The sequence below is a fragment of the Treponema sp. genome, from assembly GCF_024696245.1.
Classification (GTDB): domain Bacteria; phylum Spirochaetota; class Spirochaetia; order Treponematales; family Treponemataceae; genus Treponema_D.
In genome coordinates, this window is sequence record NZ_JAILGZ010000126.1 from 13,754 (window position 1) to 27,033 (window position 13,280).

Below are 13,280 nucleotides of genomic sequence, written 5' to 3' on the forward strand. Positions count from 1 at the left end.
TTACTCTTCCTTTTCAAAATACAGTTCAAAGATTTGGCGTCCGGCATCAAGACCCTTCTGTTCAAATTTTGTACGTGGTCTCCACTCCTGATGAGGGGCATAACCGTCATACTTGTTTTTAAGGCCTTTTGTTGCCGTTAATTCAGTCAGAGCTTCTTCTGCATATTCCTGCCAGTCTGTGGCAAAATAAATGTATCCTCCCGGAGTAAGTTTCTGCATAAGAAGATCCGTATGAGGACGCTGAACAAGACGTCTTTTATGATGTTTTTTCTTTGGCCATGGATCCGGAAAGAAAATATGAAATGCTTCTATTGAATCATCAGGAATCATGCTCTTAAGAATTTCAAGGGCATCGTATTCTATGATAAAAAGATTTTTCAGCTGATTTTTTTTAATTTCACTGAGAAGCCTTCCTACTCCAGGTACATGAACTTCTGAACCGATATAATTCATTTCGGGATTAGCCCTGGCAATAGCAGAAGTAGCGTGTCCCATTCCAAAGCCGATTTCAAAAGTAACGGGATTTGTATTCCCGAAAATCTCTGTAAAATTCAGAGTCTTATGCTCAAATGGCAGGCACCATACCTGATGCAGTTCTTCATAACTGCGCTTCTCACTGTCTGTCATACGTCCTGCACGAAGTACGTATGTTTTAATTGTTCTCCTGAAAACCGACACTGCACTGTTACTGTCAGCGCCAGGATCCTCTGCAACAGCAGCCGACGAATTATTACTGTCAGCCGTAGTTCCTTCTTCGTTCACCTTAATTTCTCCTGTATAATTTTATTCAGGCAGGGTATTTTCTTTTTCTCCCTGCTCCGGCATTAATATCATTACATTTTCTGTACTTATAAAGTAACAGATACGGTATTTTACTGCTGCTTTTATATCATTTTTTACTTTGGAAATATCAGTCCAGGTTTTCTTTTTTTCACCAAAATAAATAAGTTTTCCTTCTGCTGAATAAACTGCTATTTTTTCCGTATTTGATGAATTAATGCAGTCTGGAAAATCTCCGGCATGCTTCTGAAGATAATCAGCATTGTATTTTACTGTAAAAGTCCCTTCCCAGCTTTCTTCTGCACAGTCTGTATAATAAACACTCCAGTTGCCTTCCGGTATAAGACTGCCCTCTGCAGGAACGATATTTGCATACCCTGCCCAGCTTTTTTTACTGCCTTCATTAAATTTTACCAGATCTGAACACATCCAGGAAAGACCAGTTTCATTACTTACAGCCCTTATTTTTTTTGCCCTCTGAACATCACTGGAAGTTTCCGTAAAAAGAGAGAGGCGCAGGGACGGAAGGCTTTCTTCGTTTTTAAAATCCACAATAGTCATTACAGAAACGGAAGCCACCTCCGGAGAATTATCTGCACATGAGAAAAAAAGCGTTAAAGAGAAAACTGAAAATAAAAGAATAAGGACTTTATGACGCATCTTTGCTTAAAAATTAAAGATAAGTGTAATGACTGTAAGGTCTGATGAAGTAAACTGATTAACAAGAGACTCAAACTTTACATTTACCTTTTTACATGCATCTTCCAGATAAGAAAGATAGTAAAGGCCAAGATCTGTACCTTCTGCTTCATCAGGCATCTGACGGTAAAAATCAATGAGGGACCGCTTATTTAAATCTGCGGACATCTTACTTTCAATATTTTCCTTCATTTCCTGGAATTCATCATCCTTATTATAAAGGGTAATCTGAAGACGTCCCTGCTTTCCAATAGCTGCAGTTCCACCTCCAAGCTTCCATGAAACGAATACAAGTTCATGCTTACGCTCCATTTCCTTTACAATCTTTGCACGGATATCAGGGTCATAAATAAGGGTATCTCCCTTCTCTACACCTCTGTAAAGGATACGGGCTTCTTTACGAATATTTGTATTTTCTGCATTAAGGGCAAGTTCCATAACCATTACGGATATGTACTCAGCAACCTTTGATTTATCCATATAATTGGACAGGGACATTCTTAAAATGCCTAAAAGTTCATCAAAACCATCAGCCTTATAGAATTTTGTAATAATATACCAGTTCATAAGGCTTAAACGGTTAAGGAATTTCTCTGTCATAAGAAGATATACGTTTTTTTCTTCCGGAGTAAATTCCGTATTATCCATAATGCTCTTCCAGACAGGCTCAAGAATAGTCTGCCTTGCCATCTGAATAACATTATCCTTAATTGAAAGCTGGGTTCTAAGCTGCTTGTCAGACATTACTGTTTTTTCATCAATTAACTGAGAAGGATTTGACCTGTTATGACGGCGTACAACATCACACTTAATAAAGGAATTATATATTTCCCGGTCAAACTGTTTATAAAGGATGGAAAATACAATAACTTTGGAAAGATCCATGACTTCCTGACGGCGGGTAACAAATTCAGGCATGGAAATTTCAATTTTAGAAATATAATCAAGAAGAATCATACTCTGAATGGACATAGGAGAAACCTTATCCATACTTACACCATATTCTTCAAGATTGTCGGCAAGACGAATACGAAGAAGTTTTTTCTTGTTACTGATAAAGCTTGAAGCTCCTCCCTCAGTGAGAATAATCTTTACAGGTAAATCAAGAATGAACTTTTTCTTTTCCGCGCACATACTACTATTATATCGCATGGGTATTGCGTTGTAAACACTAAAAATATAAACTTAAAAGTATGGGTCTGCCTAAACTGAATAGGATTCTTGCAATAGCAGTACTTTTTCTCATCGCCGCAAAGCCTGCACTTTACGGATTAAACAGCGCAGCTTCCCTAATGGACCCGGCTCAGAAATCAGAAGCCATTTACAATGAACTTATTCTTGAAGGCTTTAAGCCTGAATACAGACATCTTTCTCCGGTAAATCAGGACAATCTCTTTCCGGAAAACATAGTAATTCAAATAGCAGGAAATAGTGACAGTGACAAAAATAAAAGTTCTATAAAAACCATTATTTTTGCTTTTACCCAGGATTTTTATGTAGAAGACAGTTCCTTTGTAAACACCTTTCTCCATGATCTTGAGGAAAAAAATCTGCCCTATAATTCAACAATTCTTCTTAGTGCAGCAGAAAAAAACTTTCACATAAAAGATACAAGAGCAGACAAGCCGTCCACAGCAGTATTCATTGAACAGATTTACGAAAACACATCTGTTTCTGCAGTCTGTATATATAAAACTAAAAAAAACAGGGAACTTGTTTCCGGTGGAAATGGTTATATATCTCCCCTCTGGCTGGTTAATTCAATACATTCGGCTTTTACAGATGAAGGTAAAAAACTCCACATTTTTCAAAACTATATTTACAGAATTTTCAAGGATTCAGATAAGCAGGATGCCAGAACAGGTCTTTTTTTAAGTCACGGAATTGCTGCTGCCGGAATCGGAATAAATAAAGATGATGAAGGTAACCTTATAAAGCTTGCAGAACTCCTTGCAGACAGAAGAAGTAATCTGAATGACGTAAACTATTCCTATTTTTCTGTTTTTTCAAAGGGATTTTTTATAAACGAAAACGCTTCCCTGATACTTTTTATTACCTTTACCCTTCTTATTCTATTAAAACTATGCTTTGAAGCCTTTACAAAAAGCAGTGAAAACTACTCAAGAATAAAAAACCTTACAAGAACAGTTTTCTGGATTCCAGTTTACATACTTCTTACAGCCATTTTATTCCATGTTAACCTTAAGCTTTCTTCCAGCATTATTTTTTCAAGCCTTTTAAGCGTAACCCTTATGCTCATTCTTTTTATTCTTCAGATGCACTATAACTTTTACGTATCGTTTTCCGGTTTTGCTTTTCAGATGCTTATAACCGGAGCTGCAAATATATTCATTTTTTCTTCAATTCATTTTTCCCTTATGTACTTTTTTCTCTTTGAGTACCTTATTATTTTTATAAGTTCAAGACAGAAAAATACAGTAGTTCTTATTATATGTTTTATCCTGCTCCTTCTCCCTGGAATACATCTGGCTGAATCAGTTATGACAGCAGAAAAAGGGTCAATTATTTTTGCACCGGAACAAATAACCTTTTTCCTGAGTATTATCTTCAGTTGTGCCATATTCCCCCTGCAGCTTTTATGGCTCAGAATAATCATGCGCATGAGGATTATAGAAAATTCCCCAAGGTCAAATAAAATAAAAACCATATCAGGCTATACTCTGGTAATCCTTATTACTACAGGTATTCTCTCGGCATCTATTTTTATAACAAGGACAGTCTTTTTTACAAGTAAAGACAAGCTTTCTTCCTTTAAGAAAAATATTGTAACAACAGAAGCAGAACAGGATTCTTACCTTACACTTAAAAATTACGACTCTGTTTTTTATGGTATCAGGACAGGACACATAATAATTGAATCTCCATACCGCTACATTAAATACGAAGTAACTATGGAAACTGATAATTCATCACCAGTTTTTGACAGTAACTATAACTATGAATTCCTGAATGCCGGAAAGATTCGTTTTCTTATACCTGAGTACCCCGGAAGTAAAATCGAAATAATTTATTCGGCAACAGAAGAAATAAAACCTTCAATCAGGGTAGATGCCTGGTCAATTAATGAAAGCGGGGAACTTGCTCATGAATGCAGATTCCTCTAATAAAACTTATTTTCATGTAGACCTTGATGCCTTTTTTGCCTCTGTAGAACAAAGGGACCACCCTGAATACAAGGGAAAGCCGGTAATTATAGGTGGACTTCCCGGAGACAGAAGGGCCGTTGTTTCTACAGCCAGCTATGAAGCAAGAAAATACGGAGTTCATTCAGCAATGCCCCTTTCTAAAGCAGTCGAACTTTGTCCTCAGGCTGTTTTTATCAGGGGAAACTACAAACGTTACAGCGAAATCTCCCACAGAATCATGTCCATCTTCAGCAATTTTTCTCCTGTAGTAATACAAATGTCCATAGATGAAGCTTTTATAGATATGACGGGAACAGAAAAGCTGTTTGGACCTGCGGAATCTGCCGCCTTAAAAATAAAAAAGGAAATTCTTGAACAGACAGGTCTGACTGTAAGTATTGGTGTATCTTCTTCCATGTACGTAGCTAAAATTGCTTCCGGATATAAAAAACCCGACGGCCTTACAATAATTCCTCCGGGAGATGAAGAAAAATTTATGCTTTCCCTGCCCTTGGACAAACTCTGGGGTGCCGGAAGTAAAACCCAGGCTCATTTAAAGGAAATAGGCCTTACAACAATCAGGGATATTCATTCAAAATCCCTTAACCTTTTAATTTCCATATTCGGTCAGTCTGCAGGCAGTTTCCTGTATAATGCAGTAAGGGGAAACAAAGATTATATTTTTGGTACAGAAGCAAAAAGCCATTCCATCAGCACAGAAAGCACTTTTGAATTTGACCTTACAGACAGAAATTCCATAGAAAAGGCCCTGATGGAACTTTGCTGGAACCTTATGTGGCGCCTTCATAAAGAAAATCTGCGTTCCAGAACTATTATGGTAAAAATCCGCTACGAAGACTTTACTACAATATCAGTCCAGGAAAGTTTTACTAACCCCGTCAGCAGCAGTGATGACCTGTACGAAAAAACCATGTACCTTTTTAATAAAAAATATGACGGCTCTTCAGGAATCCGGCTTTTAGGTATTTGTGCCTGCAATACTGAATCCAGGGACCTTCCGGTTCAGCAGAATCTTTTTGATTTTGGTGAAGAAAAAAAGGCCAGGCTTGAAAAGGCAATTTACAATCTTGAAGAAAAAAATCCATCCCTTAAAGTCAGAAAAGCCCGCCTTCTGTCAGACTGATATTGTTTATTGTATTTTTATTGTATTTACTGCTTTTAAAAATACCATTAAAATACTCATCCTATGCTTGAAGATACACTTAAAGATGAACTTAATCCCCAGCAGTACAGGGCTGTAACAACAATAGACGGACCTATCCTTATAATAGCCGGTGCAGGCTCCGGAAAAACCAGGGTTATTACCTTCAGAATCGCCAACATGCTGGAAAAAGGCATACCTCAAAGTGCCATATTAGCCCTTACCTTTACCAATAAAGCTGCAAGAGAAATGGAAGAACGCATCAAAGGACTTACAGGCAGAAAACTTCAGAACCTTACGGTAAGTACCTTTCATGCCTTTGGTGTTAAAGTTTTAAGGCAGGACATAGACAAACTTGGCTGGAGAAACAATTTTTCCATATATGACGAAACTGACAAAAAAGCCCTTATTAAGGAAACCGCAAGAGAACTGGGTTTAAGTGCCCAGGCAATGGACTTATATGAAGTAGTTACCCTTTTTAGTGACATAAAAACAGGAAGAAAATCCTGGGAACACAGTCAGGATACTTATAAAAAACTTTACGAAGGTTATCAGGAAGGTCTTAAGCTTTACAATGCCGTAGACTTTGATGACCTTATTGTCCTTCCAATCAGGCTTTTTAAGGAACATCCGGGAGTACTGGCTTCCTACAAGGCAAGATACAAGTACCTTATGGTAGATGAATTTCAGGATACAAGCCATCAGCAGTATGAATTCATGCACCTTCTCTCTGACAATAACGTTGCAGTCGTTGGTGATGATGACCAGAGTATTTACAGCTGGCGTGGTGCGGACTATCAGAATATCATTAATTTTGAAAAGGACTTTCCCGGCGTTCAGGAAATCCGTCTTGAGCAGAACTACAGGTCTACAGGTACCATTCTTGCTGCTGCAAACGGTGTTATAAAGCATAATACCAACAGAAAAGACAAGGAACTGTGGAGTGGAAACGGCAACGGAAAACCTATTGAACTTTACATGCCCGAAAACGAAGCTGCAGAAGCTGACTTTATTGCAGAGGGCATTCTGGGAATAGCTGCAGACGAAAAAAGAAAATATGATGAATTTGGTGTCCTTATAAGAAGCAATACCCAGAGCCGTGCCATAGAAGAAGCCATGCTTGAAAACAACATTCCCTACACCATGAGCGGCGGTACTTCATTTTTTGAAAGGGCAGAAATCAAGGATATAATCAGTTACCTGAGGGTTATTTCAAACCATGACGATGACATTAACCTGCTGCGTATAATAAACACACCAAGAAGAGGTATTGGAAGAGCCACTATCGAAGCAATCAATGAAGTTGCAAAAAATTTAAGCTGTCCCCTTTACGAAGCACTACAGGCAATTTTAACCTGTCCACAGGAAGAATGTCCCGTTTCAGAAAAAACTAAGGCTGATCTTGAATCTTTTGTTTCCGTAATTGAAAACAATAAAAACATGCTTTCCGGAAAAGGTCTTGCTAAAAAAGTAAGGGAAATGGTTGCAGATATAAATTACTTTGACTACCTGGTTCTGGACAATCCTAAAAGCGAAAAGGCTGCAAGATTTAAGTTCATGAATATAGAAAGCCTTATAAAAAGTATGGAACAGTGGGAAAACAATCCTATGCATGATGATACAAGTCTTTATGCCTATCTGAACCGAATCACCCTTTTAAGCAGGGACGATCTGGATGACGGAGAAGCAGATAAAGGAAAAGTAAACCTTATGACTGTACATGCAAGCAAGGGACTGGAGTTTCCTGTAGTTTTCATAGCCGGTGCAGAAGAAGGCCTTATGCCTCATGCCAGGGCTGTAGAAGAAGGTGGAGAAGCAGCCGTAGAAGAAGAAAGAAGACTCTTTTATGTTGCAGTAACAAGAGCAAGGGACAGGCTTTTAATATCCAGCTGTCAGAGCCGTAGAAAAATGAATGCCAGTGTCAGCTGTGAACCAAGCAGATTTATTGACGAAATACCAAAAAACCTTGTTGAATACCACGAAAAGGAAGCCAACGTATCCGCTGAGCAGGCCCACGAACTTTTACAGAACATGCTTAAAAACTTTGCAAAGCCTCGTGTTCCAAAACTATAAAAGTTATGTTAGAATTATTTACAGTAAGCAGAAGAAATATTTACGGAGTTACCATGAAAAAATTACTTTTATCAGTTATTACAGCGCTTATCTTTATGTCATGTTCTTCAACCAAAACTGAACTTCCGGAAGCAGAAGAAGATGCCGTAATTCCACCACCTCCTCCTGTACTTACAGAACTTCCGGTAATTAATTATTCAGGAAAAGGGATAAGATACGAAGTAGAATCCATGCTTCTTAATCACTTTATCGTTATGTATGATGAAGACGCCAGCAAAAAATACTGTGCAAGACTTAATGATGAAGGAGCCAGTGCCCAGCTTAAGGTAAAGTTTCCTGCAGGAACCTATGAATGCATGCTCAGCGAAAAAGCTCCCGATGGAGACCACAGTGCCTTTTACCTTTACCTGGACGGCATTTCCCATAGAATTTATCCAAGTGACCCTCCTTTAGGTACATGGGAACTTACTTCCAGGGTTCCGGTTTACTTTACAATCGAAGAACCTCGTACAATTCTCATTACAATTCAGGCAAACAGTAAAAACAGACTTGGCCATACAGGTATGAGTCTTGATTACATTCAGTTTGTAAAAAGAGACTGATTGATTTTTATTCAAGGGGTGCAAAATACCCTGTTTCATCACGGCCTGACCTGTTATGAAGATAGGTTTCTACTTCAACAGGCAGGTAACGTCTTCCATAGTCAGTAAGCATGGATGAAGTATATTCAAACTGATAAAGTCCTGACGGCAGTGCAATAATATCATCAATTACAGAAGAGATTCCTTCCGGTCTGTAAACATAGTAACTGTCTCCGCTTGTATTCTCAGTAAGATAAGAAACAGCCTCATCAAGAGAACCGTCAGTAAGACTGATTGTACTCATGGAGATTGCATTATTATTGAGATATGTTGATAAATCAGAAAGACTGTATTTAGTAAAGGAATAATGATTTGTCTTACCTGTGGTAATAAAAATTATACCCCTTTTCTTTTCCCTGTTTACAAGATCATTTGCCCCCAGCCTTAAAGCCAGATCCAGGGCCATGGAATCAGTATAAGAAGCCTTTAAGTCCTTATAAGAGAAAGATGCATAGTTTTCACTGTGACCGGAACTTTCAAGAACAGGATTTTTGCCGGCACTTATGATGGTTATATTTCCCTTAGCTCCCATTGATCTGGATATTTCCCTGACAGCCTGATTCAACTGTTCCTCATAATTTTTCATCTGCAGGCTTCTGTCGATTACAAAAACAATATCTGCAAAATCATTGTAATTGGCAGCACCTATAAAATTAACGTCATTAACTGCATGATGCTGTTCAGTTATAATAAAATTGGCTTTATTAAGACCCACAATCTGCTGTCTTTTGCGGTTTTCTACCCTTACTTCGAGAATAACCTTAGGGAAATTGTCACTGATAACTCTTTCTATCTGTACAAAAAGACCCCCTGCAAGTTCATCAACGCCTGTAAGAACATCTACCTCATTGGCAGCAAAATCTGTTACTACAAGGTTTCCGTTTGCATCAGAAATTGCACTGGTATATTTGGAGAGAGTATGGCCTGAAGAAGCAATCTGATGGAGGGCCCCGGAAGAAATATCTACAACCTTTACAAGGCTTTCTGAAAGGCCTTCATCGTTTACGTTTACATCTGTAAGTACAAAAGCATCCTTTCCCCAGAGACGCATGGACTCAGGACAACGAAGGCTTCCATCCCTTACCAGGACGCCTGTATAGTTTCCGAAGCGGTCAAATATGTAAATACCACCCCTGATTCTGTCTGCAACATAAACGGAGTCATTAACAACTGCTATACCGGTAGGAAGTCCAAAACCTTCAAACACAGAGTTTTTATCACCAAAAGAAAAAAGCCCCTTTCCTTCACTGTCAAAAACATCAACCCGGTTATTTCCCCCGTCCGTAACATAAATATTACCATGGGAATCTTCTGCCAGGTACTGAGGACCAACCATCTGTCCCAAACCTGTACCCCTGCTTCCTATATAGCGGATAAAATCTCCTTCTGAAGATAAAAGGGAAAGTCTGTCACCTGCCATTTCGCTTACAAGGAGATTTCCGGAAGAAAGCCTTATAATATCAAGAGGCCTGTCAAATCCATTTAAAGGTCCCCTGTTTCTGTCAAGAACATCTCCGTTTACATTAAAGTGAAGGATTTCATTTGATCCGTAAGCAGCAACAAGGAGGGAACCGTCAGAAAGAGGAAGTGCAGAAACCGGCTGACTGAAAACAAGCTTACCCTTGTTCTCATGGGAGAAAGTTCCTATTTTTGTATAGTTCTGTTTAAAGCCATACTGTTTTTCCGTAATACGGCGGTCCTTAACAATCTCTATCCTGTTCTGAAGAAGAATGCCGCCATATCCCTGGGAAGCTGCAAAATTCCACTGCTGCAGGGCTGACCCCTCTTCTCCTGAGCGGTAATAAGCCTTTCCCAGCCAGTCAAGAACCATATTTTCTCCAGGAAGATGAGAAAGGGCCTGTTCAAATACCCTTATGCTTTCGTTAAACTGTCCCCTGTTAAAGCTCTGTACTCCAAGACGGAATTCTTCTTCTGCAAAGGCTGCAGAAACTGACCTGGAAGATGTATCATCTTTCATTGTGTCTTCAAGTACACTTTTACGCTCTACATAGGAAACTTCAGTTTTTTTGGAACATGATAACAATACAAAGGCAGAAAGTGATAAAAACAGTATTTTTTTCATTCTTCACCTGCCTGAACTTCTCTTATATGATCTTCTATAATCTGACTGTCCGGTCTTTTATCATAGGCTCTTTCAAGGAACTTTTTTGCTTCAGAAAAAAGCCCCATCTTAAAATAAACATAGCCAAGACTGTCCAGACAGGCTGCATTTTCCGGTTCCATATCAAGAGCCTTCTTACAGCAGCTTAATGCCTTGGTAAGTTCTTTTCCCTCAAGTGCCAGCATATAGCCCAGACCATTAAGGGCTGTAGGATTATTTTCGTTTTCTTTAAGGGACTTTTCATAAAAATCAACAGCCTGGTCCATTTCTCCCTTTTCCCAGGACAGATAAGCAAGGGATGAATAAATCTTATCCTTGTTATAACCAGTATCCAGAAGCTTCTTCAATTCAAAATCAGCAAGTTTAAGTCTTCCACTGAGACAGTAAATAACTGCAAGAAGATACCTGCACTGAAAAACACGCCCCTCTTCTACTTCTGAAATCTTTTTTCCATGAGCTGCAGTAACTACCTGCTCAAGATAAACAAGGGCGTCATCATAGCGTTTCATTTTGGCATAACAGAGGCCAAGATAATAAGACAACTCTATACTATCAATATCATCACTGTCAGGAAGAGAAAGAAAAAAAGTAAGGGCTGATGAATAATTTCCCCGGTTAAAAAGAGCTATTCCTTCACGTAAAGCATTTTCTTCAAAGTTATCTTCAGCCATGATGTTCCCCTCCATTCAAATGACTTACAGAATGAAATTACCGCTGCAGGACTGCGGTGACCTGTTTAAACCCGGCCCCGGACTTACAAGGGAAACACTGATATATCCCTTTTCTGCTGCAATATAGTCATTATCTTCAGATCCCTCAGACACTATACTGCCTCCCCCTGTAATCGAAAAGAAAGTACGGGAATCTTCTTTTTCTGCTATTACATTATCATTATAACTTCTGTAGCAAAGGGAAGTAAATTGTACACCTTTATAGGCATCTAAGGAAGTACCGTTAACATTTACAAAATATTCAAGTTCATTTCCCCAGCTCTTACTCTTACCGCCGCAAAGACTGCAGAGAAGTTCAAGGTTTTTAGAAGCAAAGGATGCCATTGCCTTAAAGGAAGAACCTTCTACACTAAGGGCAAGGGCCGGGATTCCGTTTACGCAGGCCTGTTTTGCAGCCCCGCAGGTTCCGGAATAAATTATGTCTGTTCCAAGATTATAGCCGTGATTAATACCGGAAATTACCAGGTCAGGAATACCACCGCAAAGATCTGACCTTAAACCTGCTATTACACAGTCAACAGGACTTCCGTCAAGGGAATACCTGTTTTTTCCATGACAGACCAGTTCAAGTTTACGGTTCATTGTAATACGGGCTGAATAGCCTGAACGATTGGAAGCCGGTGCTATTACAGTAAGATCATTATATTCAGACAGTGCATCATAAAGAGCTTCAAGACCTGCTGCCCCGTAACCGTCATCATTAGTCAGCAGTATATTCATAAAATCTGCACGCCTCTTGCAGGCTTAACTTCATAGAGCTTTGGAGAAAAACCAAAAATACGTTCGTATTCAGCAAGTTTCTCCCTGTATTTATCAAGATCTTCATTACGCAAAATTGAATAGGTACAACGGCCAAAGCCCTTGCCTGTAATTCTGCCGCAGCTTTCAGGACTTCTTATATAGTCATGACTTGGGGCAATATCCTGAAGTCTTTTTAAAAGCCAGTCAATTTCAGGACAGGAGATATCATATAAATCCCTCATAACTTCGTGACTTTTATTTACTGAACGGGCAAATGTAGAAAAATCATTTTTCATAAGGGCATTAACTGCATCAAGAACATTCTTATGTTCCTGCATTACACAGGTAAGCCTTCTTTTTGTATCTTCATTGACTACAGAAAAAACTTCTGCTATTTCTGAACGGTTTTCCTCATACTGCCAGCCACCGTAAACATTGGAGCGGAGTTCCTTAAGTTCACCAAGAAGAAGAACATTTTCCGGCTGAAAAAGGCTTTCTTCGTTCCAGGTAACAATCCGGGGTACTTCAGCATCAGTAAGTACAACAGTCTTTCCTTCAAGGGAAAAAGGAATGTTTTCACAGCTGCCTGTACTGTAATCTGTAAGGAGAAGTGAATCTTCCTTTGAATAAACGGCAGTAAAATTATCAGCCTTAAGGTTATTGAGGGAAAGATACTTTCTGTTTGCCTTTTCAATTATCTTAAGAAGAACACTGTCTGAGCACTTAAAGGAAAAAACTTCACCGACAGCCCAGGTAAAGGCAACCTTAATGGCACTTGTAATACCAAAACCTGCAGAAGGAAGAACTTCTGACCATATAGTCACATCCATACCTGAACATTCATAACCTGAATCAGCAAAGGCAAGAAGTACAGCCTTTAAAGATGCAGTCCATCTGTCTTCTTTCTTGATTTTTAGCTGAACCATACCTGCACGGCTTTTTTCGCCCATCTGAACAAACTGCATGTTCAACTCAGAATCCTTTCTCAGGGAAAGCGCAACATAAACCGGAAGATTAATTCCCATGGAAAGAGTCTTATCCCTGAAAAACCAGGTATGTTCACCCATAAGATGAAATCGTCCGGGTGCAGAAACTACCACGTCAGGTTTGCAACCGTATTCTTTTTTATGTGACTTTATTACCTCATCCATAGTCAGATACCCCTAAACCCCTGTTTTTAATTGA

General features: G+C 39.0%; 11 protein-coding genes. 4 read left to right on the top strand and 7 right to left on the bottom strand.

The features are described 5' to 3' along the window. The 3 genes from trmB to K6D58_RS08810 form a co-directional block, all read right to left on the bottom strand. Window positions 1-762 (bottom strand): tRNA (guanosine(46)-N7)-methyltransferase TrmB, encoded by a 762-nt coding sequence (gene trmB, locus K6D58_RS08800; protein WP_296829840.1) that lies wholly within the window; start codon window positions 760-762, stop codon window positions 1-3. Window positions 763-783: 21 nt separating this feature from the next. After that, entirely contained in the window at window positions 784-1,359 is a 576-nt protein-coding gene (locus tag K6D58_RS08805) for a hypothetical protein (RefSeq protein ID WP_296829842.1), read from the bottom strand. 87 nt (window positions 1,360-1,446) lie between these two features. Continuing rightward, the gene (locus tag K6D58_RS08810) at window positions 1,447-2,613 is read right to left on the bottom strand and encodes a DUF8084 family protein (RefSeq protein ID WP_296829844.1); all 1,167 of its coding nucleotides are present in this window, start codon (window positions 2,611-2,613) and stop codon (window positions 1,447-1,449) included. Between the two features lie 59 nt (window positions 2,614-2,672). On the opposite strand from K6D58_RS08810, the gene K6D58_RS08815 reads away from it, so the two are divergent. The 4 genes from K6D58_RS08815 (at window position 2,673) to K6D58_RS08830 (ending at window position 8,462) form a co-directional block, all read left to right on the top strand. Beyond that, window positions 2,673-4,604, top strand: coding sequence for a hypothetical protein (locus K6D58_RS08815; RefSeq protein WP_296829845.1), 1,932 nt, complete (start codon window positions 2,673-2,675; stop codon window positions 4,602-4,604). Continuing rightward, complete coding sequence (gene dinB, locus K6D58_RS08820) at window positions 4,585-5,769, top strand: DNA polymerase IV (protein ID WP_296829847.1); 1,185 nt, start codon at window positions 4,585-4,587, stop codon at window positions 5,767-5,769. The genes K6D58_RS08815 and dinB overlap by 20 nt, the downstream gene beginning before the upstream one ends. Before the next feature lie 63 nt (window positions 5,770-5,832). Then, window positions 5,833-7,860, top strand: a complete 2,028-nt coding sequence (locus tag K6D58_RS08825; RefSeq protein WP_296829849.1) for an ATP-dependent helicase — start codon at window positions 5,833-5,835, stop codon at window positions 7,858-7,860. Window positions 7,861-7,913: 53 nt separating this feature from the next. Then, a complete protein-coding gene (locus tag K6D58_RS08830) occupies window positions 7,914-8,462 on the top strand; it encodes a hypothetical protein (protein ID WP_296829851.1) in 549 nt (182 codons plus the stop codon). Window positions 8,463-8,469: 7 nt separating this feature from the next. On the opposite strand, the gene K6D58_RS08835 is transcribed toward K6D58_RS08830, so the two are convergent. Genes K6D58_RS08835 through K6D58_RS08850 form a run of 4 tightly spaced genes read right to left on the bottom strand, consistent with a single transcriptional unit; the run spans window position 8,470 to window position 13,246 of the window. Then, window positions 8,470-10,584 carry a VWA domain-containing protein gene (locus tag K6D58_RS08835; protein WP_296829853.1) on the bottom strand — a complete coding sequence of 705 codons (2,115 nt, stop codon included), beginning with the start codon at window positions 10,582-10,584 and terminating at the stop codon, window positions 8,470-8,472. Further along, window positions 10,581-11,294, bottom strand: coding sequence for a tetratricopeptide repeat protein (locus tag K6D58_RS08840; RefSeq protein WP_296829854.1), 714 nt, complete (start codon window positions 11,292-11,294; stop codon window positions 10,581-10,583). Before K6D58_RS08840 ends, K6D58_RS08835 begins: the two co-directional genes overlap by 4 nt. Before the next feature lie 24 nt (window positions 11,295-11,318). Further along, window positions 11,319-12,074: a 5'/3'-nucleotidase SurE gene (surE, locus tag K6D58_RS08845; RefSeq protein ID WP_296829856.1), complete on the bottom strand. Its 756-nt coding sequence runs from the start codon at window positions 12,072-12,074 to the stop codon at window positions 11,319-11,321. Next, the gene (locus K6D58_RS08850) at window positions 12,071-13,246 is read right to left on the bottom strand and encodes a galactokinase (RefSeq protein ID WP_296829858.1); all 1,176 of its coding nucleotides are present in this window, start codon (window positions 13,244-13,246) and stop codon (window positions 12,071-12,073) included. The genes surE and K6D58_RS08850 overlap by 4 nt, the downstream gene beginning before the upstream one ends. Between the last annotated feature and the right edge of the window lie 34 nt (window positions 13,247-13,280).